This is a genomic window from Seramator thermalis (genome assembly GCF_004138125.1).
Lineage (GTDB): Bacteria > Bacteroidota > Bacteroidia > Bacteroidales > Dysgonomonadaceae > Seramator > Seramator thermalis.
Map to the genome: position 1 here is coordinate 261,367 of NZ_RXHS01000004.1, position 24,116 is coordinate 285,482.

The 24,116-nt window shown below is 41.2% G+C and carries 13 protein-coding genes; 3 read left to right on the forward strand and 10 right to left on the reverse strand.

Going from position 1 to position 24,116, the window contains the following annotated elements:
- Positions 1-3: 3 nt before the first annotated feature.
- From EJN84_RS05170 to EJN84_RS05215, 10 genes are all read right to left on the reverse strand, one after another.
- Complete coding sequence (locus EJN84_RS05170) at positions 4-1,104, reverse strand: glycoside hydrolase family 2 TIM barrel-domain containing protein (RefSeq protein WP_129594414.1); 1,101 nt, start codon at positions 1,102-1,104, stop codon at positions 4-6.
- A gap of 24 nt (positions 1,105-1,128) precedes the next feature.
- On the reverse strand, positions 1,129-2,082 hold the full coding sequence (locus EJN84_RS05175; RefSeq protein WP_129594415.1) for a glycoside hydrolase family 43 protein: 954 nt from the start codon (positions 2,080-2,082) through the stop codon (positions 1,129-1,131).
- A gap of 172 nt (positions 2,083-2,254) precedes the next feature.
- Complete coding sequence (locus EJN84_RS05180) at positions 2,255-6,262, reverse strand: hybrid sensor histidine kinase/response regulator transcription factor (RefSeq protein WP_165004082.1); 4,008 nt, start codon at positions 6,260-6,262, stop codon at positions 2,255-2,257.
- 88 nt (positions 6,263-6,350) lie between these two features.
- Entirely contained in the window at positions 6,351-8,630 is a 2,280-nt protein-coding gene (locus EJN84_RS05185; protein WP_129594417.1) for a GH92 family glycosyl hydrolase, read from the reverse strand.
- Between the two features lie 56 nt (positions 8,631-8,686).
- Positions 8,687-10,741, reverse strand: coding sequence for a beta-L-arabinofuranosidase domain-containing protein (locus tag EJN84_RS05190; RefSeq protein WP_129594418.1), 2,055 nt, complete (start codon positions 10,739-10,741; stop codon positions 8,687-8,689).
- Positions 10,742-10,897: 156 nt separating this feature from the next.
- Complete coding sequence (locus EJN84_RS05195) at positions 10,898-11,236, reverse strand: DUF1793 domain-containing protein (RefSeq protein ID WP_129594419.1); 339 nt, start codon at positions 11,234-11,236, stop codon at positions 10,898-10,900.
- 35 nt (positions 11,237-11,271) lie between these two features.
- The gene (locus EJN84_RS05200) at positions 11,272-12,231 is read right to left on the reverse strand and encodes a glycoside hydrolase family 43 protein (protein WP_129594420.1); all 960 of its coding nucleotides are present in this window, start codon (positions 12,229-12,231) and stop codon (positions 11,272-11,274) included.
- Positions 12,231-13,811 carry a RagB/SusD family nutrient uptake outer membrane protein gene (locus EJN84_RS05205; RefSeq protein ID WP_129594421.1) on the reverse strand — a complete coding sequence of 527 codons (1,581 nt, stop codon included), beginning with the start codon at positions 13,809-13,811 and terminating at the stop codon, positions 12,231-12,233. Before EJN84_RS05205 ends, EJN84_RS05200 begins: the two co-directional genes overlap by 1 nt.
- 27 nt (positions 13,812-13,838) lie before the next feature.
- Complete coding sequence (locus EJN84_RS05210; protein WP_129594422.1) at positions 13,839-16,847, reverse strand: SusC/RagA family TonB-linked outer membrane protein; 3,009 nt, start codon at positions 16,845-16,847, stop codon at positions 13,839-13,841.
- A gap of 463 nt (positions 16,848-17,310) precedes the next feature.
- Positions 17,311-19,134 (reverse strand): DUF349 domain-containing protein, encoded by a 1,824-nt coding sequence (locus EJN84_RS05215; RefSeq protein ID WP_394343084.1) that lies wholly within the window; start codon positions 19,132-19,134, stop codon positions 17,311-17,313.
- Between the two features lie 1,545 nt (positions 19,135-20,679).
- Here EJN84_RS05215 and EJN84_RS05220 point away from each other — a divergent pair.
- From EJN84_RS05220 to porL, 3 genes are read left to right on the forward strand one after another with little or no spacing between them, the layout of a single operon-like run.
- The gene (locus EJN84_RS05220; protein ID WP_129594424.1) at positions 20,680-21,657 is read left to right on the forward strand and encodes a PorP/SprF family type IX secretion system membrane protein; all 978 of its coding nucleotides are present in this window, start codon (positions 20,680-20,682) and stop codon (positions 21,655-21,657) included.
- 36 nt (positions 21,658-21,693) lie between these two features.
- Positions 21,694-23,112: a T9SS ring complex lipoprotein PorK/GldK gene (gene porK / locus EJN84_RS05225; protein WP_129594425.1), complete on the forward strand. Its 1,419-nt coding sequence runs from the start codon at positions 21,694-21,696 to the stop codon at positions 23,110-23,112.
- Positions 23,113-23,134: 22 nt separating this feature from the next.
- Positions 23,135-24,061: a type IX secretion system motor protein PorL/GldL gene (porL, locus tag EJN84_RS05230; protein ID WP_129594426.1), complete on the forward strand. Its 927-nt coding sequence runs from the start codon at positions 23,135-23,137 to the stop codon at positions 24,059-24,061.
- The last annotated feature ends 55 nt before the right edge of the window (positions 24,062-24,116 follow it).

Genomic DNA, 24,116 nt, shown 5'->3' on the forward strand with positions numbered 1-24,116 from the left:
CCGTTAATCTTTACTGGTCAAACTCTTAATGAGCTTAATTTCATCCTTATTATATGGGGTCCCGTCTTTTCTGAAAATATCGTGGAACCAGATTTTGGGTTCCGAACCATCGGGCATTGGAGTATCCCAAGCATATATGGTATTCGTTTTGCCTGCAACCAACCCCCAATTGTAGGCCCCGATATTTTCGCGTTTGAGTATTGGCATTATGTCCTTAAAGAGGCTGTTGCGCGTACGTGCCATGTATTCTGTACAAATAAGCGGCTTTTGGGTAAGCAAGCGAAGTGTATCAATATACCGTTTATGGTCGATCGAATCACCATAATTGTGATAGGTGATGATGTCGGAATTTTTGATCTGATAATCGCAAAGCTCTTCCAAATCCCAATTCCACACACCGGCGGAAAGGGGTTGTGATGGATTGATTTCACGACCCCACTCGAAAACTTTTTCGAGCAAAGGCAAACTTTTGTTGCCATAGCCGGAATTGCCGGGTTCGTTGTAAACATCCCAAAGCACAATGCGGGAATCGTTAGAAAATGTACGAAGAATATCTTTCACGTATTTTTCGAGCGAACCAATCATAGCAGGATTGATAAAAATAGAATCACCCGGATCGCGCACCCAGCCGGAGTTGTGAATACCCGGTTTCGGATCGGGTTGCTTACCCGCCTTATAAGTCGGGTTCCAACAATCGTCGAAAAATACAAACAAGGTAGAAATGCCGTGCTGATCGGCGATATTCAAATATTCTTTCATGCGGTTTTTAAATCCGGCCGTGTCAATTTGCCATGCGAGATGGTGCAGATACACGCGCATCGAGTTAAATCCAATACTTTCGGCATAACCAAGCTCGCGATCAATAGTCTCAGGATCAAACGTTTCGGCTTGCCACATTTCTATCTGGTTGATGGCAGTGCTCGGAATAAAATCGGCTCCGCGCAACCATCCCCATTGCTTGTACCACTGTTGGGCTTGTTCGGCAGACCATACTTCACGTGCTTGAGTTTCCTCATCAGGTACGTTGTTGTTGCCTTGATTACAGGAAATAATTCCGATAAAAACAATGACTAATGTCATGAGTGTGAAAAAGAATCTTTTCATATTCTTGATTATTTATGATGTTTGTTATTTTATATTCAAACAAGGGGTAAAATCATCCTTTTCGATAAACATTCTTTCAACGCCATTCAATTTGCTGAAACGGACGCTACCGATATACATTTCACGAGGATGAATACTCGATGCACTATGATGCGCATGAAAAACAATTCGGAGATTTTTCTTTTTATCGCGAAAAATGGCACTATGCCCCACCCCTTGCAATCCGTCAGGATTTTGCAACAAAGGATTATCAAGATATTTATGCCAGTCGCCCATAATATGGGTAGCTGTTGCACACCCCACTCCATAAAAAGGACTTTCGTAACTGTTTGCAGAATAGGTCATGTAATAAACACCGTTGTGTTTGATGACAAACGGGCATTCGTTTACCCTTGGCCAAACCTCTTCCCACGATTGAGATACATGAATGCATGGATGCATTGTTTCTTTTTTCAGCGTCATCAAATCGTTCTCCAGTTCAGCTACCCAAACATTATTTCCATCGTTGAAACGGACAAAAAACAAATACGCTTTTCCGTCATCATCGATAAAGAGAGAATTGTCAATGGCTTTTTCCTCCTCCAACATTGGTTTCTGAACGGTTTGCCTAAATGGCCCAAATGGCGAATCGGAAACAGCTACACAAATATGCTCATCGGCAGAGTAATACATATAGAATTTCCCGTTTACATGATATACTTCGGGTGCCCAAAACCATTTTTCGCCGAAAGAATCGTTTTTGTGCAACGCAAGATTTTCCGATTTGTCCCAACTTTTCAAATCTTTCGAAGTATAAACCTCGATGCCGTCAGCAGCATGTGTTCCATAAGCATAATACATGCCCCGATAAAGCAAAATAAATGGATCGGCAAGCGGAACTTTTTGACAGGCCACATTTTGTGCTCCGATATCTGCGGCTGCAACAAAAGCAACGAAACAAACCAATGCTTGTCGAAACATCGAAAAAAATTTTCTCATGATATGGGCATCGCAACTTTTATCCATTAGTATATAATTTAAACTGTAAACTCGTTTTGCAAAAAACAAGGTGAATGTTCACACCATTCGATGCATAAAGGTAGAATATTGCGATGTGAAAATCGAAACAAATATCTCAAAACATATCACTTTTGTCTATCAATCGACTTTTTTAAATAAAATCCTTCGGAAGCACACCAAATTGCTGCTGGAAACATTTTGAAAAGTACGAAGGAGAGTTAAAACCGACCATGTAACAAATTTCGTTTACTTTGAAATTGTTCTCCTTTAACAATTGAGCCGCTTTTTTCAGCCGTTCAACGCGAATATATTCGTTGGGCGTCAAATCGAGAATGCCTTTTATTTTGCGATAGAAACTTGCCCGACTCATATTAAACTCATCCGAAATGTCTTCCACATTAAAATCGGAATTACCAAGATTTGCCTGAACAATTCCGTGCAATTTTTGGATAAATTCTTCATCTGACTTTGTTATCGCGACCGTACTTACGCCGATAAAAGGATGTTTAAGAAACGTTTCCCGCAATTTTTCACGACTTTGTAACAGATTGGCAACTTGTGCCATCAGCACTTCGATTGAAAAGGGTTTTTCGATGTAAGCATCTGCGCCCGTTTCAAATCCCTGAACTTTAGATTGAACATTGGTTTTAGCAGTCAGCAAAATCACCGGAATATGGCTGAAGTTGACATCCGATTTCACTTTACGTGTAAATTCAAACCCATTCATTTCAGGCATCATCACATCTGTCACAATAAGATGTACTGTATTTCCCGAAAGTACTTCTAAAGCCTGAAGACCATTTTCGGCAGTCAGAATGTTGTAAATTGGCGATAAGCATTTCGTTACGAAACCGAGCAATTCCACATCATCTTCCACAAGCAAAACAGTATAGTCCGATTTCGTAGTTTTCTCTTCCGCCGCTTTACGGCCATTCGTTTTTGCATCATGTGTTTCCGGCAGTTCTTGAGAATCGGCTTTTGCTTCCGACATTGGAAGCGTCAAATGGAAACGATTGACTTCATCACTTTCTTCCAGCACAAGAGTGCCATTATGCAATTCGGCCAACGAACGCGACAAAGCCAATCCGATGCCGGTACCGGTCGTTGTTTTATCGGTTTGCTTATCGATATGTATAAAAGGCTTGAAAATTTCATCCTTAAAATGTGAAGGAATAAGATCTCCATCATTTTCAACGACTAAATGAAATTCCGGTTTGCCCTCATTTTCTATTGTAAATGCCGAAAGTTTCACGTACGAATCACAATATTTCATGGCATTATTGACCAAATTGCTCACAATTTTCAGAAATGCTTCCTTGTCGAGACGAACAAAAATTTCGTTTCGAGGCAAATCGAGTTGGAAATGAATATTTCGCCGAGTAGCCAGAGACGTAAAAAGTAAGTAAGTGTCGCGAATCAGTTGCGACACATTTTGCGTTTCGGGATTGAGGAGATAAGCCTCTGATTCGGTTTTTCTGAAATCGAGCAATTGATTGGTCAAGTTCAACAATCTGTCGGTATTTCTGCTCATGATCTGTAAATTGTCGCGAACCGTATCCGATACTTTCTCCGACATCAAAACATAGTCGAGAGGAGCTTTTATCAGCGAAAGCGGCGTTTTAATCTCGTGAGCTACGTTCGTAAAAAAATCAATCTTCGATTGATAAAGCTCTCGCTCTTTTTGTTGCCGAAAAACAGCCATTTGTCCGCTTTGCAACCTTCGTTGACGAGCGCGCAAATAAGAAATCAACCATAACAAACAACCTACGGCAAACAAAAAATAAATAAGATATGCCCACCCGCTCAACCAAAATGGAGGAAGCACTTGAATGTCAATCGTTCGATAACTTCCGGTCGATTCAATATCGGCAGTATCATCCAACCTGATGACAAGATTATATTTTCCCGGCTTGAGATTCGAAAAAATAAGGGGTTCCGACGGATTGGCTTCAATCCATTCCTTGTTGAACCCCTGCAACTTGTAAGAAATTTTTACAGGATAAGTATTCGAAAAATCGAGTACTGCATACCGAATCGAAAAAGAATTTTGTCGATAATTCAATCGAATTTTTTTTGCATAACAAATACTTTCAGTCAGTGGCGAATCTTTGCCTAAAGGTACAGCAGGCTTGTTATTTACATACAATTCAGTAAACACAATGGACGGAATATGTGCAGGCTCTTTAAAATCAGAGGGATTGAATCGAACAAAACCTTCAAGAGAACCAAAATAAATAGTACCATTGTCAGCCTTAAAACTCGATTTATAATTGAACTGGTTTGTCCTCAACCCATTATCAACCGTGTAAGTTCTAAAAATACCGGTTTCGGGATCAAACCGAACTAAACCTCCATTCGTAGAAAGCCAAAGTTTGTGGACATCATCTTCTACCATCTGATACACTACATTGTTGGCCAATCCATTAGAGGTATTATAGATTACGAAATCTTCCTTTTCGCGATCGAATAAATAAAAACCTCCTCCTTCGGTTGTTATCCACAAACGTCGGCGACTATCTTCGAATACGCTGGTCAACTTGTTGAATGGTGATTTGAGAGGATCGGAGGCATTATAAAGAAACGTTTTCCATGTATCGGTTGCCGGATCATAACGATGCAATCCTTTTCCGAACGTACAAACCCATATTTTCCCATCGGTATCTTCGAAAATATCCTGAATGAACATTCCCTGTAAGTGTGGAATGGGCGTGAAATCGTCGGTATCATAATTGTAAATATCAAGTCCTGAAAGATTCCCGATCCAGAGTTTACCTTGTCGATCCTTGCAGATTGCAAAAGTACTGTTGTGACTGATTGAATTGGGGGCGTCGTTGTGTGTATAAGTCGTCAGTTTTCCCGTTTTCAGATTATATCGATTTAATCCTTTCGAAAAAGTACCTACCCATAAATAATCGCCGTCCGAATAAAGAGCATGAATATTCGTATAAATCGATTGCAAAGGCTTAGGCAACGGCAAAAATTCGCCTCGTTGCGGGTCGAAAAGATTCAAACCATTATCTTCGGTTCCAATCCATAATTTACCATCGGGATCTTGGCAAAACTCGCGAACTCGACTTCCTTTCATCTTATTGACGCCCGAAAGGGGATAAAACAACTCGAAACTGTTATTTTCACTCGAATAATAATTGACTCCTCCAAAAAAAGTTCCTACCCAAATGCCTCCATCCCTATCCTTAAAAATGGAATAAACGGCATTATCAGAAAGCGAAGTACCTATGGCATTGTCATGTCGAAGGTTTTGAACTTTTCCGGAAGGAATATCATAAATATACAATCCCGATTCGCTGGCAATCCAAAAAGTGTTCGGATCGATTCGCGCAAAACACCGTACAAATATTGGCTGACCGTATGAATCTTTCTCTACTAAAGGACGATGCGTTTTATTTACCGTATTAACGCTAAAAAAGCCTTTCGTTGAAGATGCAATAAGCAATTGATTATATTCATCGGTTTGCACTTTCCATATTTCTCCGGTTTCGTTGAACAAATTTGGATCATCTTTCAATTTAAATTCGGAAACATTGCCCGTTTTCTTATTGATTCTCAAAACCGGGAGATTATAGGGAAACACCCATATATCGCCCTCTTTGCCCGCACACAAACTAACCATTGCCATGCCATCGGGTCGTATCGGCATAGAAAAATGCGAAAGTTTTTTAGAAACAATATCGTAATGAAACACTCCCTTCTCTTCCACAGAAATCCAAATATCGCCATCGTTATCCTGAATCATATCGCTCACGATGCCGTAAATCGACTTTCCATCGGATGTTTTCAGATCGAAACGTTCAAATTTCTCCAGTCTTGGGTCGTAAATATACACTCCTTCTTCTGTTCCGACCCATATATTATCCTGTTTGTCCTGAACGATGCGATGGAAAACATTGTCGCGCAAGTTTTCATTTGGCGAAAACCGGAAAACTTTGAACGAAGTTCCGTCAAATCGATTCAATCCATCTTTGGTACCGAACCACATAAAGCCCTGTCGATCTTGAAAAATGCAGTGAACGGTATTTTGCGACAATCCGTTATTTATGTCGAAATGACGAAAAGAATAGCCCGAATTGGATAACGACAAACGAACACTTAGCACATTTGCAGTGAGAAAAAGAAAAACGAATATTTGCTTAAAATTCATAATCATCTTATTTACCAGCTATTATCATATCTTTGCAGAAAAATTTAAGGTCGCGGTACAACAAGGCATCGGTTTTCCCATCCCATCATTATTTTCGAATCGAAACCGAATATGGCATATCTTCCGGCAAAGTACCTCGCTGAAGATTAGGCTGATTATCCATCTCAAAAACCAGATTTCCACCATTGATGATATCCCGATATCGAATATAATTTTTTGAATACTCTTTTCCGTTAAGTTTTGCGGAACGTATATACACATTTTGCGAATTGTTATTTTCGGCTTCAATGACGAATTGTTTTCCGTTTTCCATCGTAATGGTCGTTTTTTCGAATATCGGACTTCCAAACACATACTGATCCGTACCGGGACAAACACTGTAAAACCCCAATGCACTCAATACATACCACGACGAAGTTTGTCCCTGATCCTCATCGCCGGGATAACCATTTTCAGTGGCATTATACAGTTTTTTCATCACCTCCCGCACTTTCTGTTGAGCTTTCCACGGAGTTCCGGCATAGTTGTAAAGATAAATCGCATGCTGAATAGGCTGATTGCCATGAGCGTATTGCCCAAGATCAGCCATCTGCATTTCGGTCATTTCGTGAATCATGCGCCGATAGGTACCCACTCTGACTGTATTCGGAACAGAAAAAACCGAATCGAGTTTGGCCACAAATCGCTCTTTCCCTCCCAATAAATTTATCAAACCGTTCACATCGTGAAATACCGACCAAAGATAATGCCAGGCATTGCCCTCGGTGAAAGGGCCACCCCATTCATACGGATCGAATTTGGGCGTCCATTCGCCATTCTCGTCTCGCCCACGCATGAAATCGACTTGTGGATCAAACACATTTTTGTAGTTGTGCATCTGACGGGAAAAAATATTTTGAAAGAATGCATTTCCGGTCATTTCAGCCAAACGATAGCCACAGAAATCATCGTAAGCATACTCCAATGTTTTGGCAGTAGCCTCGCCGTATTTCGGATAAGGAACATAACCTAATGTAAAATATTCTTTCCATCCGTCACGCCCATTTGCAGGGCCCCAGGGGCCTTTGTTGGTAGCTTCGTGATAATAGGCTTTCAAAGCTTTTTCGGGATCGAACGTATGAATGCCTTTAGCCCACGCATCCGCCAGAAGTGATATCGCATGATTGCCAATCATGCTTCCTCCTTCACCGGGAAACGACCATGACGGCAACCATCCGCATTGGTCGTAAGCATCGAGCAGAGCTGAAACGTAACGTCCGTGCATCGTGGGATGCAACAGTGCATTTAATGGAAATTGCGCCCGAAACGTATCCCAAAATCCGGTATCGGTGTAAAGATAGCCCGAATGTATCTTACCATCATAAGGGCTGAAATAATAAGGATTTCCATTTCGATCTATTTCGTAAAACTTGCGCGAAAAAAGACTTGCACGAAAATAACAGGAATAGAACGTGGCTTTGTCAGCCTCTGAACCGCCTTCTACAAAAATACGGCTCAAATGGTCATTCCAAATTTTCCAGGCAGCCTCTTTGGTTTCTTCTAACGAAGCAAATTGTCCGAGTTCGTTTTTCAAATTTAATTCGGCCTGCTCCGGACTAATATACGACGATGCCGTTTTTACCTGCACTTTCGCTCCGCGATCAAACTCAACCCATGCTCCCATACCTTTGCCTTCGGCATCGGTTTTGCCGGGCAGACGTTGCCCCGTATGGTTATTCCAAATTCCGAAACTGCGAATTGGACGATCGAACTCGATAACGAAATAACTTTTGAAATTCTTTTGTAGTCCACGTCCGTTATGCACATAACCGGTTATTTTATTTTCACCGGGAATAATATTTACTCCGCTCATGCCGGTGTAACCGTCCAAAACGATAAACGCACTTTTCCCTTTCGGAAATGAAAATCGAAGATGCGCCCCTCTTTCAACCGGTGAAATTTCAGTCGTAATCCCATTATCTAAAGCCACCCTGTAATAATTGGGACGTCCTGTTTCGTTTTTGTGACTAAATTTTGCGGCACGGCTGTACTGATCGACCTGCAATTTGCCCGTAACCGGCATGAGCGAAAAAACAGCATAATCGTTCGTCCACGAACTGCATTGGTGAGCCTGCTGAAATCCTCGAATTGAATCTTTTTGATATTGATATTTCCATCCGTCTCCATTGATACCGGTTTGCGGCGTCCATGTGTGCATCGCAAATGGCAAAGCCGTTGTTGGATAAGTATTTCCTCGTGTCAATTCGAACGATGAATTTGTTCCCTGCAAGGCATTCACATAACGCACCAAATCTATTTTTTGTGCATGCACCGATAAATTTATACCAAAAATTACAAAACCGATGATTATCCAAAATTTCTTTTTCATTTCGTGATATATTTTTCTTTTCTTACTTAGCATTTCGAGTCATCCTTTTTCTCACCTTATTTTTCGTAAACGGGGAATGCCGATATGCGCAATCGGGCTGCACCCATAGGAATAAGCATGATGTCTTCGGCGTCAGATGCAAATTTACGATTTTCAGGAATTGGCAATTCACCCGTTAATCCATACTGATCGATTTGCCATGTCAATAATTTCTTCCCGCGCGCTTTGATTTCTATCGGCGCATCGTCCACCGTAAATGGATAATTATTCGAAGGCCATTTTTTCTTCACAACTTCAAAATTTTTCTCCAACGGCTGAGTTTCATCTATCACAAGAGCATAATTCCAATCACTGCCGGGATAAATTTCGTAGGAGGGCCATTTGGCCGCATCGGCATTTTTTTGCCATTTCGAGTCGCCAATCGCAGTTTCGGTACTGCTCACCTGTTTGTAATTTTCCTTGATTTTCAACGAAAACGTCAATGGCCCGTAATGGATGCTTCGACTATTTTGATTGACAGTCCAAACCGATTGAGTCAATTTCATGGGAATTTCGAGCACAACCCGATCACCTTTTTTCCATTCTCTTTCCAAACAAAGATATTTTCCGGGTAGTAATTTCACTGCTATTGATTTTCCATTAACGCTTACAGTGGGATTTTCCGTCCACATCGGGATTCGGATATAAAAAGGAAACGAGACTTTTTCGGAAGGATTAATGGTAAAACATATCGATTCCTCGAAAGGATAATTTGAATCTTCCACAATCTCTACCGATTTTCCATCCGAAACTTTTGCCGAAGCCGTGCAAGCTCCAAAAATGGCTGCTGCTATTCCGTTATCGGAAGTTGCCATGACGAGATGTTCGATATAATAAGGCCAACCCTGTCCATGATTGTGCTGACAGCAACGGCTGCTGAAAGGATTCATTGCCAGAAACGGACCATTATTATCAATTCCCGGATGATGATTTTTTGAATCGCTAATCGATTGATTGGGGGAAGTGATATAGCGAAGCGATTTCATGTCGGGCATCATCGATGCAGGGAACGAATTGAATGCCACATTCTCGCAATGCTCTGCCCAGAAAGGGTCGCCGGTCATCATAAGCAACAACTCGTCGGACGCCATCTGCTCCACGAATCCGCAGGTTTCCGTTCCCTGACGCGGATCGATATATCCCATTCGGGCATTTTCGTCGGCCCCGAACATTCCTCCGGGAACCTGACCAAAAGTGTTACGGATGAGACGAAAATCATTGTAAGTTGCAATCAGACTTGACGAATCTTTTGAAAGCATGTAATAGCTCGCCGGTTCGCGAAAACATTGAGCAATGTTCACATTATGCCAGTTAGGCAATGAGGAACGTTGCTGCCAATTTGCCGTGTTTCGATGTGTTTTTTCGGCCAGCTCCAACAAAAACTTGTCGCCCGTAATATTGTAAAGCCAGTAAACGCTAAGCAAATTGTCTCCACCCCTGCTGTTTTCCCAATAATCTTTCAGAAAACGATCGTCCGGCAAATTGAGTTGCCATTTAAAATATTTTGTCATCAAATCGATTACACGCCGGTCACCGGAATATTCGTAATACGATTGCAAGCACCTAAGCATAATCATGTTACCCCACAAATCGGGTTTCCCGTTTTTCTCGATCCACGGGCCGAAATAACCGTCGGGACGTTGACTTTTGAAAACCGCTTCTATCCACGTTTTAGCTTCATCGATCATTTTTTCGTCACCCAGAATATAAGCCATATCGCCATAACCTTTCAGCCAATAAGGAACTTCTTCCCATCCATAATCGTTGCCTGTGCCCAGCCAGGCATTGTTTTTCTTGTCGAGCCAAGCGCTTATTTCGCTCAAATGACCGTTTAATCCGTCTTTTTGTCGGTTCAATACTTCCGAAAGCCATCCCCGTGGTCGAACACTTCCAACCGGAAGTTTGATGAAATTCATCGGGAGCAATGGTGTACGATTTTGGATATAATTTTTCGCTACGGATTGTGTATTGGGTCTACTCACAACAGTTGCGCGGATATTGTCGGCCGAAAATGCGAAAGAAATACTTGTGGCAATACAAAGAAATAGTAGAAATGGCAATAGATGTTTCATTGTTTATAGTTTTTTTTAAAGTAGATAGAATGAAATCGAAACGTGTGTCCCTTATCAAACGATATACCCACGAAACGATTGGTAACCGCTTCGTGAGCATATCTTCTTTTACCCTGAAAATTCAATTTAAGCGAATAATGAAAACAATTCGTTATTTTATTTCGAAGATTGGGATTGGAGTTTCTGCTCCAATACCTTCATGAAATATCCCCCAACCACCGAACGAGCCTTAAATCCGACTCTGCGAGCATCGGTCGTTTCATACCAATCGCTCATCGGAACTCTGCTCGGAGTTTCATCAGCATATTTGTATACCAAATCGGCAATGGCATGAAAATCGTCGTCGTTTTCAGCCAAAGTCGAAGTCCATATTATCCAATCCGACTTCGAATAGGTCTTGCGATTGTCAAGCGGAAGTCCGTAGGTATTCTGTTTGGTAAGATAATAGGCTATTTCCTTCTTCGCAATATTCGGATCAAAGATAATTAAATCCATAAATCCTCCGACGCATTGATTAATAAAAATGAGAATTATTGAACTACATCTAAAACCGGTGTCAAATAATTGGGATCAATATAAAATTTGTCCATTCCATTTACCTGCTTGAAACCTGCATTGCTGATATACATGTTTCGGGGATGAATGGCGTTTATATCGTGATGGGCATGAAACACAATCCGCAAGTTGCCATCCTTGTCCCAGAAAAGGGAATTATGACCAACACCTACCAAATTTCCTGGCTTCTGCAACAAAGGGTTATCGGGATACTTGGTCCATTCACCCATGATATTTGTTGCAGTGGCACAACCCACGCCATAAAAAGGACTTTCATAACTATTGGCCGAATAGGTCATGTAATATATGCCATTGTGCTTAATGACAAACGGCCCTTCATTGACTCTTGGCCAAACCTCTTCCCACGGTTGTGAAACACTGATACAGTGATGCATGGTTTCTTTTTTAAAGGTCATGAGGTCATTCTCCAACTCACCAACCCAAACATTGTTCCCATCATTAAAACGGACAAAAAACAAATAGGCTTTTCCGTTGTCATCAATAAACAACGAATTGTCGATAGCTTTCTCTTCTTCGAGCATGGGCTTTTGTTCCACCTGCCGGAACGGTCCCAAAGGCGAATCGGAAACTGCGACACAGATGTGTTCTTCAGCCGAATAGTACATGTAAAATTTCCCATTTACGGAATACACTTCCGGTGCCCAAAACCATTTTTCGCCATACGAATCATCCTTGTAAAGTGCAAGTCCACTAGGAGTATTTGCAGTTCGTTTCCAGGTTTTGAGGTCAGATGACGTCATCACTTCAATGCCCTTGTCTGCTCCTGTTCCGTATGCATAATACATTCCATCGTAAAGCAGAATGTATGGATCAGCTAATGGCACCAAAATTTGTTTTGTTTCCTGATCATCAATTTTCCCATTTCCACAGGACAGAAAAGCCAGACTCACTAATATAAGATATTTTAACCGCATTAGTAATTTGGATTTTGTTGTTGATTCGGATTATTATTTACATCATCAGATGGAATAGGTAAACAATTATGCTTTCCTATTACAAAATTTCTAAAATCTTCGTCACGAGCAATCAGCTCATCAATACCTCCCTGATTGTCAACTAACCCCCATCTTTTAATATCTGCCCATCTTAGTCCTTCAGAACATAGCTCCAATGATCTTTCCATTTGAAGTCTTTTTAAGAATGCGTTTTTTGATTGAGTCGCATCAAAATGGTTCACTTTGAGTTCAGGCATGTTTACTCTTTGACGTACCCTATTGACTAATCCAACCGCTTTTGATAAATCGTTGTCAGTATTGGCAATACATTCGGCATACATAAGCAGAACATCGGCAAAACGAATTAATCTGACATTAGTCGGGTTGTGATAATCATCATAATCTCGATAATAATCGGACCCATATTTTCTGAAGAATACACGTCCTTTCCAATTTTGCAGATTCCATATATCTGAATCAGCACCATCCAATCTATAACGATAAATTCGGTTATTCTCAGGAAAATCCTGATTCATGCCTTCATAAAAGGCAGTGTATTTTAGACGAATATCATAATTTCCACTCAGATCTTTTTCTTTCTTAAACTCATTTACAATCCATGGTCGTAATTCGCCATCGGTCCAACCTATTCCTGGAGGAGCAAAAAATTGTCCACGATTCAATCCCAAGTTAGGATCTACATCAAAATCGCCATCACCAGCAGGAGCTTTGTGGACGTCTGAATATTGAATTTCAAATACAGATTCTTTGTTATTTTCCGTATCTTTTGTGAAGTTATCCTCATATTTTGCTACCAAATCGTAATATTGTTTGCCATTTCCTTCAACCAGCCAGTATAAGTCATTCTTTGCTTCCTCCCACTTATGCAGTTGCATATAACATTTAGCGCGTAAAGCATAAGCAGCTCCTTTTGTTGCCCGTCCTAAATTATTACTGTCCCATTGCTCTGGCAACATATTTACTGCTTGCGACAGATCGCTTATGGATTGATTATAAACATCCTCACCATTATACCCTTGAGGTGTATCTGCCGGATTTGACGGGGTCAAAATAATCGGCAGACTATTATTTTCACTACCCCACAAGAGAGCCAGATTATAGTAGTAAAGTCCTCTTAAAAAGTAGGCCTGACCCAGCAGCTGATTTTTGACTGTTTCATCCATTTCTATATTGGGAATGTTTTCCAAAGCCTGATTGGCTCTAAAAATCGCTTCATAACAATCTCTGTAAGTCCATGCATTACCTTCCCAAAAATTGTAATTAACATACTGAAATCGCGTCCATTCTTTCAGTTCTGCCCATGGGCTTTGACTCCACCCTTCGTCGGAAGTTAAATCAAGCCGAAACCAAATCCACCGGCTGTAAGTACCGGGTTTGTAAAACATATTGTAAATAGCGTTTACGCCATATTCGGCATCACGTTCTGTCTTCCAGAATGTTGCCTTGGTAAGTGTATTTGGATTTATAACATCCACATCACATCCATTTAAAATGAGTGATGATACTGATATAATTAATAGATAAAGATATTTTTTCATTGCGTTCTAAATTAAAATGGTCGATGATTAAAAAGTTATTTGCACTCCAAGTGTTATTCCATAAGGATTTGGAAAAGCCGCAGCATCGTAACCTCTATCCCATATATTGGAATTAAGAAATTCAGGATCTAATCCACGATATTTGGTAATGGTGAAAAGATTTTGTGCATTGACAAACAATCTGCAATTAGTGAGTACATTATTAAAAGCATTTTTTGGTAATGTATATCCAATACCCGCCTGTTTCAGGCGAAGATAATTACCATTTTCCAGCCAACGATCTTGATCGCCACGTGCATTGCGAGCATCAGCATATAATGGACGAGGATCAACTCCATCAGGATTGGTTACTGCATCGTAGCCATCATAATCGACTCTGTAATTTGAATTATCGTCAAAACGATCGTAACCACTCCTAGGTCCATTGAACAATTTAAAATCTTTACCAAAGGAGCTGGTAAACTGCAACATTAAATCAAACCCTTTATATTCGAGGGTTCCGCTCAAAGCCATATTCCAAGATGGAAAAGAATGGCCGCAATATTGTCGGTCGGCATCTGTGATTTGTCCATCGTCGTTAAAATCCACATAACGAATATCACCTGGCTGTGCATTGGGTTGGATAACTTGTCCTTTGCTATTAACATGGTTCAATACTTCATTGGCCGACCGGAAAATTCCGTCAGTTTTAATCAGATACCAATCACCAATTGGTTTTCCCACAAAAGATTTTGTATCCCATTGTGTGAAACTTTGGCGGCCATATCCAAGTTCAACAATCTCATTTTTCAGGTAAGAAGTACTCACACCAACCGAATAATTCAAATCATTGTTAATGCGATCTCTCCAATTTAACGTAACTTCAAAACCGGTGTTCTTTAAAGTAGCAGCGTTTACCATTGGGTTGCCTCCATTATTACCCGTTGTGAGTAATATTTGCATGGGGGTCAAAACATCCTGAGTAGTTTTATGAAAATAATCGCCAACAACCTCTAAACGTCTATTTAGCAAATAAGCATCAAAACCTACATTTGTTTCATGCAGTTCTTCCCACTTGAGATCGGTATTGACCAATTGAACTTGTGTCATGCCGGTATTAATGTTTTGGTCTGCACCAAAAATTGCCTGAGGAAATATGTTGATAAATGGGACCCAATCCCAATAACCAATATTGGAACTTCCCAAAATTCCATAATTAGCTCTTATCTTTAAATCATCAATCCACGACACATTGAAAAATTTCTCTTTACTGATTCTCCATGCGCCGGCTATCGAAGGAAATACTCCGTTTCTGTAATTTGGTCCAAATTTCGAGGAAGCATCACTTCGGATTGTACCGCTAACAATGTATTTATCATCGTAACTGTAGTTTATACGTCCGAAAACAGAGAATAATTTGGCCAAATTTTGATAACTTCCAGTCTTAGGATCCAGCAATGCTGCATCTAATTGGGTAAAATAATCGTCTCCGGTTGTTAATACGTTATTTTTTGTTCCCCAAATTTGTGAATAATCTTCTGTGGAATAGCTCGTACCTGCTACAGCAGCAATATTATTTATTCCGAATGTTTTATTAAATTCCAACGTATTATCATATACCATATTTTTATACATAGACTTGTTCCTGTTCAAACTAGAAGGATCTATTGGCTGATTATAAGTCCAGTTACCTACTTTGCGTAAATATAGGTGTGAATCTGAACTAGTAACTAAACCAAAATTAAATCTGTATTTTAATGTTTTAAAGAAATTGAATTCAGCGAAAGCATTGCCCCTCAACCTGAAATTTTCATTTTCAGTAGTTTCCAAATTTTCACGCGCTATTGGATTGGTACCAAAAGTAACATCTTTCGTACCGTCTCCATATCCATATCCTCCGGGATTGCTATCGGAATAAATAGGAATAGTCGGCAACATCCTCCATACATCTGTAATTGGATTGGTATTTAGCTCGTTCACGGAATAATTACTAATAATTAAATTTTCACCAATCGAAAATCTAACATTCTCTCCAAAATCACGAAACGAAGATGTGTTTATACGTGCCGTAAACCTCTTACTGTCTGCCCCAATAGTAGTTCCGCTATTGGTTTGATAATTAGTTGACAAGTAATAATTATTGTTATCACCTCCTCCCGAAAAGCTTAAATCATAATCTTGCAAAATGCCCATTTTGAAAACCTCGTTTTGCCAATTTGTGTTCCCATCGCTATGATTAGCAGGTTGTCTTCCTGCGTTTTTAAAAGCAAGATCATTCAAAGTTATCCATTGATCACGGTTCGTCAAATTGTATTTGGGTAACCATTGAAAAGTGTTTTTTGCGGAAAAATCAATATTCATTTTTCCTTTTCGCCCTTTCTTAGTCGTGATAATAATCACTCCGTTTGCTGCTCTCGATCCGTAAATGGCGGCAGCCGAAGCATCTTTAAGAACTTGAATGCTTTCAATGTCATTGTAGTTAAAATCGCGGTTTGCAGTGCCGACATCTATACCATCAATAATATAAAGAGGATTACTTGTTCCAAAAGTCGAAGTTCCTCGAATTTGAATAAAGCCCTCATTACCAGGAGCTCCTCCCGATCGCACAAAAATACCCGGAATGGAATACAGTGCTTCACCTACTGTTCCTGTTATAACGGCATTTTTCATTGTTTCAGGTTTGAAAACGGATACGGCCCCTGTCAAATCTGCTTTTTTTACAGTCTGATAACCAATCACAACTAATTCTTGCAAACTATGTGTATCTTCTTTTAGAATGACATTAATGACCTCTGAAGTAACTTTAACCTCCTGAGATAAATATCCTATGTAAGAAATAGATAAGGATTGCCCTTCTCGTACTTTTATAACAAAATTGCCATCAGCGTCAGAAACAGTACCATTCATCTGATTGCCAACTTCAATTACATTTGCACCAATAATTGGATCACCTTTTTCGTCAACAATTCTTCCTTTGACATTTAATAGTTGAGCTTGTGCGAAAATAAGAAATGGGAAACCAATTAAAATTAATAATGAACTTAATTTTTTTTTCATATTCGATATTTTTTAAAAGATTTTTACACGTCAAAGTAATGAAAAACAAAACAGTTTTACTCCTATTTTTGTCTCAAAAAATAGAATAGCTATATTAATCTCACGACCTCCAAAATTTCGAATGGTCTTTTTCTTCTTTATTCGGTTGTGAAAAATAGCTGACGAGCCCTCTCTTTCAGACAAAAGAAGAAACGGTTTCATCTTCTCGCTGATGTTCCGATAAAATTTCAAATCTTTTTTCATGCATCAATTTTTTAGATTTATAAACAGGTTTCAAAATAAACCTAAATGTTTCGATGTCTATCCCAAAATCATCTCAAAAAATACAACATTTTTATCATGCTTATTATAACACTGTTTGTCAATATATTGCAAATGTTAAGAAATGAACCGAACCTGTATAAAAAAAGCCCGAACCATAAGTTCGAGCTTTTACGCTATTGAAATTTGTCTTAATTTATTTTTATAGCTCTTTGTCTATTGCATCAATTTTTTTGATAAGTAAATCGAGATCCGATCTGAGTCTTTTCACCCGTTGATTCATCTCGTCTATCAAGTTATTGCCTTTTTTGGAAGAAACGGACAGAAAGCCGAGATTATTTTCGTAAGTCTGCAATTCGTTTTTCATTCGGTCGTATTGGCGCATCAGTTTTTCGCGTTCGCGCAGAAGTTGCCCCCGACCGTTGTCCGACTTCGCCATATCCGAAATACTGTTTCTATAGCTCTGAAGTTTTCGGTCGCCTTTGTCGATGTTCAGTCGATTGAACTGAGCTTCGGTAGCTTCGTAAAAATCGCTATAAATCGTATCTTTCTGTTTAAAGGGCACATGACCTATGTTGTGCCATTCTTCAATGAGCTGATGAAGCAAGGCGCTCGCTTCATCTATGGGTAATTGTGGGTCGATATTGTTAATTTTTTCAATAATTGCCTTTTTGGCTTCCAGATTGTTTTGTTCTTCAGCAAGGTGCGATGAGGAAGATAGTTTTTTCTGTTCGAAGAAGTAGTCGCACGCCGAAATAAACCGCTGCCACAACGAATCAACAAATTTTCGGGGTACAGGACCGATCTCTTTCCATTCTTTCTGTATCCGAATCATTTCTTGTGTGGTTGTGCGCCAATCCTTACTATCTTTCAGTGCTTCGGCCTGTTCACAAAGAGCCGTCTTTTTTCGAAGATTTTCGTCTAATTCGTCCCGTATGGATTTCTGAAATTGATTTTTCTTTTCGAAAAAGATATTGCAGGCTGCACGGTAGCGTTCGTAAATTTTGGAATTCCATTTTTTCGGAACGTATCCGATTTTACGCCATTCGTCCTGTAGGGCCAGCACCTTATCGAGTTGCTCCCTCCATGCTTTTTGTGTAGTCAGAGCCGAATAGTCAATCGATTCCAGTTGTTCGCAAATGGCGGTTTTTTTCTCCAGGTTTTCATTCTCTTGCAATTTAATTTCTTCGAAATGCGCCTGGTATTTTTTGTTGATTTTGTTGGATGCTTCCTTGAAGCGATTCCAGATTTCTTCGCGATCCTTACGTGATACAGGGCCGATTTCACGCCACTGCTGATGCAGATTTTGCAACTGATGAAAAGCGGAAATCACATCCGGTTCTTCGTCTAGTCGTTCGGCTGCTTCACACAACTCGGTTTTCAGTTCCAGGTTTTTCTTGAAATCGTATTCTCTGAATTCATTGTTAATGCGAACCAAATCATAAAAACGTTCAACGTAGAGCTGATACGATTTCCACAACTCGTTGGCTTTGGCTTGGGGAATGAGCTTGATGTCGTTCCACTGTTGCTGTAGCAATCTGAATTCCTGATAGGTTTTATTGAAATCCTCTTGACCGGGATTTTCTGTCAATTGCTTTATTTGTTCGATGATTGCCAATTTTTTGGCAACATTTTGTTCTTTTTCTGCCTCTTCGCGTGCCTGAATCTGCGCACGTTTTTCCTTAATTTTGGCGAGCAACTCTTTTCCTTCGGTGTAGAGGGGCAATTCTTCGGGAACAAAATCGATCTCCTCGCCACCATTGGCTAAGAATTTGGCCTTTTGTTCGGCAGTTTCGTTTCGAATCGAACGATAAAACTGGCTCTTGAGTTCGTCCATCTCTTTTCGCTGCAGATCTTCCGACGAAGCAAGCTCGCGTAGTTTGGAAACGATCTCTTCGATTGATAACAATGGAAAAGAACTATTCTCGGAATCCGCATCATCCGTGGCATCGTCCTCTTCCTCTTCGTCATGCCCCGATATCGAAATTTCGGACAAATCCTCCTGTTCGTGAACAATTTCATTCATCTCTCTTTCGGCAAACTCGTCTGCCAAATCCGACTCAGAGGAAGGTGACGCTTTCTCGTCGGCTGCCGACGCACTCGCCGACTCGGAGGCTGCCTCCAAATCTTCTTCTCTTACGTCTTCTACCGAAGTTTGCTCCGTTTTCTCATCCACTTTTTCCTCAGAGGCGTTCATGGGAGTTGCATTGTTGTCATTCATTCGAGTTTGCGCGTTTTGCGGGTTCTCCAGTTTTTCGTCAGTACTCATCAGCTTTATTATTCTTTTTCAATGGATTGCCAAGCAATCGTAAATTTCATCAATCGTTTATCTGTTCAATCGGTGTTATACTATTTTGATAGTTTTCACAAAATAACAACTATTTTTTGGGATTTCATCGTTTTTGTCCAACTTATTTAATCACACCATGCAAACTCTTATTTATTTGAGGGAATATGAATAAGGAGAAGAGGTATCAAATGATATAAGGATAAGATGAATTCGTGAATTGAATCCTTTTTACGACTTGAAAAGCCGGTGTTTATCTGTGTTGCCCGACTCGTTCAAGTTTACCGATGGCGTAACTTGGACGCAAAACGACAGGCAATTTGGAAACTGCGCTATCAAGAAAGAAATGAAGAAGTCGGAAATGAAGGAATATCATAACCCCTGTACTGCCCGGCGGCAGCGCTTGTCCCCTTATTTTAAAGAGACAGTTAAGATGGCGTGATCACGAAACTACTCCCCTCTTTAAGATAAGAGGGGACTGCCAAAGGCAGAGGGGTGTTATGATGTAATGGATAATTGACAATTGAGAATTAACAAGAAATAGAGAAATGGGAAGTAGAGAAATAAGAATTTTAAACTACGAATTTTCGTTTTGTTTGTTCTTTTTTTGCCGATGTGGATATTCGTTTGTGTAACTGCAGTGGTACTGCCTTTCAGGCAGTAATGGTAGGGACGTTTTTGTCCGCAGGTCGTGACCTGCGGTTATGAAGGTTATTGCCTTTCAGGCAAAAGTGAGCCGGTGAATTGAAAACTTCGACTGTGATGGATATTTCTGTATTCGAGGGTGTTTTTGGCTTGAAAAGCCGAATTTTCATAACCGCAGAATTCATTCTGCGGCATGAATCGTCGTCAGAAACCTGCCTGAAAGGCAGTACTTTTATTTGCCACGAAGATGCAAAGACGCGAAGTTGGCTTCGTCCTCAGAATGTCATAACCCCTGCACAGCCTGAAGGCAGCACTTGTCCCCTTATTTTAAAGGGACAGTTAAGATGGGCGTGATCACGAAACTACTCCCCTCTTAAGATAAGAGGGGTACCGCCGAAGGCTGGGGGGGGTGTTATGATGTTAATGGATAATGTATAATTGACAATTGAGAATTAACAAGAAATAGAGAAATGGGAAGTAGAGAAATAAGAATTTCAATGAATTATCAAATCGGAAAATTATACATTATACACTATCAATTCTACCTCTACGGACTTTCAACAAAATATCCAACCACCAACCTCAAACAAAACTCTTGTTCCACACAATTTTTTTCGATATTTTCGGTTAATAATATCGATGTCGAACACGAAAACCATATTATTTACATTATCGCTCTTGCTTTGCAAAGCAACGGCATGGGCTCAATGGGATGTATCACTCGCACAACATTGGTCTATCAAAGGATACTACAACCCTTCGGTGGCAGGCGCAACCGAAGGAATCAGGATTTCGGGAGCTTATCAACATCGATGGTCAGGAATCGAAGGATCACCGAAAACAGCGATTGTTACCGCCGACACGCCTTTTCGGTTTATCGGCAAACAGCACGGTATGGGCATGGTGGTCAGCACCGAAATCATGGGTCAAAAACGCAACTCGCTCCTCGCCGCACAATATGCCTATCGGCAAAAAGTTGGGAGTGGTTATCTTTCGGCAGGTATTCAGGCCGGAATATACCAATTGGCCTTCGATGCCGGTAATCTGACACTTGCAAACGATTCCGTTGCAAATAATACAGTAATGATTCGCACCAACTTCACCGACCGAAGTGTCTTCGATTTCAACGCAGGTCTGTCGTGGAAGGGAAGGCATTTTTTTGCGGGCATTTCGGTGATGCATCTCACGTCGCCGTGGTTTTATGCACAAAGCGACTCTACCCTGGTGCCCGTCGCAAGCCCCGATTCCATACGCCGACATATTCCCCGATCATATAATTTTATGGCTTCATACAATATTTCCCTGTTTTATCCGTTAGACATACAACCGATGATTTGGGTTCAAGGCACAAACGCTACAACACAAATTAGGGCAACGATGAAGGCGATTTTCAGACAAAAATATTCGGGAGGCGCTTCATGGGTCAAGAACGACGGGTACGTTTTCTTTGCCGGAGCGCTTATCCGCGGCGTTGAGATTGGCTATGCTTACAGTCTGCATACGCAAGGAATCGGAAAACAAGGTAACGGAAGTCATGAAATATACATCGGTTACCGAATTCCGATCGATGCTTTCGATAAAAAATCGACTCCGGGCAAAAGTATCCGCCTATTGTAAATTCGCAAATTTGGAAACAACAACATACATATCGATATGAGAAAAGTCTTGATTTCCGCATTGCTTTCGATCATCATTTTCTCCTGTGGCCGAAGGGGAATCGGAAGCAGTGTGGGGGGCGAACTCACGGGCATTCCGGTGGGAAAGGTTTGGGAAGAACCCACGCCCTATAATATGGTTTTGGTTACACGTGGTGCTTATCGCATGGGACCTGCCGAAATCGATTCTTTGTGGGGGTTTTCGGTTCCGTCCAAAGGGGTTTCGGTGGACAATTTCTGGATGGACGAAAAAGAGATCACCAACGCGCAATACAAACAGTTCGTATATTGGGTGCGCGACTCCATCATCCGCGAACGATTGGCCGATCCCGCTTATGCGGGCGAAGATTATTACAAGATTACCGAAAACGAATATGGCGATCCCGTTCCTCCCCGCCTCGACTGGTCGATTCCTATCCCCTGGTCGCGCAACACCGAAGAGGAAGAAGCAGCCATCAACAGTGTATATACAATTCATCCGATCACCGGTGAGAAAATGCTCGACGCTGCCCAAATGAATTTTCGCTATGAGTGGTTCGATGCCGCAGAAGCTGCCAAAAGGCAAAATCGGTTGAATCCCAATGAGAGAATCCTCAACACCGATCTTTCGATCGATCCCGACGAAGTGATCATGATTTCGAAAGATACGGCCTATATCGACGAAAACGGACGCATCGTCAACGAAACCATTACCCGTCCGTTATCCGGTCTCTACGATTTTGTTCACACCAAAATCGTAAATATCTATCCCGACACCACTTGTTGGGTAAACGATTTCGACAATGCCAACAACGAGTATTACATGCGCAATTATTTTTCGCATCCCGGTTATGCCCATTATCCGGTTGTCGGGGTCTCGTGGGAAGCTGCCACCGCATTCTGCGAATGGCGAACAATGTTCCTGAAAAATTCTCTGAAGGAAAAAAATGTTCTAATCGAAAAATACCGTCTCCCGACCGAAGCCGAATGGGAAATGGCTGCCCGCAACGCCAATTCGGACAATCGCTATCCGTGGGATTCCAATGCCACAACCGGCGAAAGCGGTTGCTATAATGCCAATTTCAAACCGGGAGAAGGAGCTTATGCAGCCGATAATTTCTTGATTCCGGCTAAGGTGGGTAGTTTCAGTCCCAATAATTTTGGTCTGTACGACATGGCAGGCAACGTGGCCGAATGGACTTCAACCGCCTATACCGAATCGGGCAATCTGCAAATGAGCGACATGAACCCCGAATATCGATACAATGCAGCCCCTGAAGATCCGTATGCAATGAAAAAGAAAGTTGTAAAAGGCGGATCATGGAAAGATATTTCTACTTTCATCCGTTCCGACCTGCGCGATTCGGAATACCAGAACAGGGGACGTTCCTTCATCGGCTTTCGCTGTGTGCGCACTCAGATCGGCTTTTCAAAATAATTGTTTATAACACCTTACCGAAATGGGAAAATATGTAAAATACAGAAACCGAATCGAAAAGTTTTTACAAACCGAACGTGGCAAACGTTTTCTCAACTATGCTTACAGTTTCGGTGCCGCTATTGTCATCTTCGGTGCAATGGCCAAATTGCTGTATCTGCCATTTGGCAATGTGCTACTCGCTATCGGCATGATCACCGAAATTTGTGTTTTTGTCTTGTCGGCGTTTGATACCCCCGTGAAAGATTATCGTTGGGAAGAAGTGTTTCCCGTGTTGGCTGCCGACAATCCCGACGATCGTCCCGACTTTTCGTCGGGGACAGGAATTGCAGCCAAATCTGCTATTTCATCCGCAGTCACCAATCTCGGCAGCAATCCGAAAGAAAAAGTTTCCCGCGAAGCGTCCGTCTTTCATTCCACTTCGACCGAGGGTGGCGATTCTACGCGTCAGAAGTCGGCACAAGCCTCCGTGCATGATCCTGTTCTTTCGTCAAGTGCAGCAGATTCCCTCGAGGTCAACGACAACATCGTTGGCTCGCTCGACGCTGTTGCAGAGAATGTTCAAAAGTTTACCCACGCAGTCGAGACGTTGACCCGCATTTCGGAATCGCTGCAAGACTCTTATCGGTACATCATCGACCATTCGCAAGAGATCGGCCAAAATTCGCTTGGTTACGTTCAGCAAATGGAAGCTCTCAATCGAAATATCTCGGGATTGAATACGATATACGAAATCCAACTGCGCAGCATCAGTGGTCAAATCGAAACAATCGATCAAATCAATGCCGGACTTCTCCGTCTCAAAACCATGTATAACGATTCCGTGCCCGACGGATCGGTTATCAGACACGAAACCGAAAAACTGGCAGATCAGCTGCGAGAGCTCAACCGTATCTACACCCGTATGATCGAATCCATGACCGCCGGTTCAGACCGACATAATCCTTAAATGTTTCGGAACAGAAAAACAGAATTTGTAATTCGTAATGGATAGATTCAAGTAA

Bases quoted from the DNA above. Each gene is read 5' to 3' on its own strand.
- EJN84_RS05215 (WP_394343084.1), bottom strand. From the start codon at position 19,134: ATGAATGAAATTGTTCACGAACAGGAGGATTTGTCCGAAATTTCGATA.
- EJN84_RS05220 (WP_129594424.1), top strand. From the start codon at position 20,680: ATGTCGAACACGAAAACCATATTATTTACATTATCGCTCTTGCTTTGC.
- EJN84_RS05185 (WP_129594417.1), bottom strand. From the start codon at position 8,630: ATGAAAAAGAAATTTTGGATAATCATCGGTTTTGTAATTTTTGGTATA.
- EJN84_RS05205 (WP_129594421.1), bottom strand. From the start codon at position 13,811: ATGAAAAAATATCTTTATCTATTAATTATATCAGTATCATCACTCATT.
- EJN84_RS05180 (WP_165004082.1), bottom strand. From the start codon at position 6,262: ATGAATTTTAAGCAAATATTCGTTTTTCTTTTTCTCACTGCAAATGTG.
- EJN84_RS05175 (WP_129594415.1), bottom strand. From the start codon at position 2,082: ATGAGAAAATTTTTTTCGATGTTTCGACAAGCATTGGTTTGTTTCGTT.
- porL (WP_129594426.1), top strand. From the start codon at position 23,135: ATGGGAAAATATGTAAAATACAGAAACCGAATCGAAAAGTTTTTACAA.
- EJN84_RS05190 (WP_129594418.1), bottom strand. From the start codon at position 10,741: ATGAAACATCTATTGCCATTTCTACTATTTCTTTGTATTGCCACAAGT.
- EJN84_RS05195 (WP_129594419.1), bottom strand. From the start codon at position 11,236: ATGGATTTAATTATCTTTGATCCGAATATTGCGAAGAAGGAAATAGCC.
- EJN84_RS05210 (WP_129594422.1), bottom strand. From the start codon at position 16,847: ATGAAAAAAAAATTAAGTTCATTATTAATTTTAATTGGTTTCCCATTT.
- porK (WP_129594425.1), top strand. From the start codon at position 21,694: ATGAGAAAAGTCTTGATTTCCGCATTGCTTTCGATCATCATTTTCTCC.
- EJN84_RS05170 (WP_129594414.1), bottom strand. From the start codon at position 1,104: ATGAAAAGATTCTTTTTCACACTCATGACATTAGTCATTGTTTTTATC.
- EJN84_RS05200 (WP_129594420.1), bottom strand. From the start codon at position 12,231: ATGCGGTTAAAATATCTTATATTAGTGAGTCTGGCTTTTCTGTCCTGT.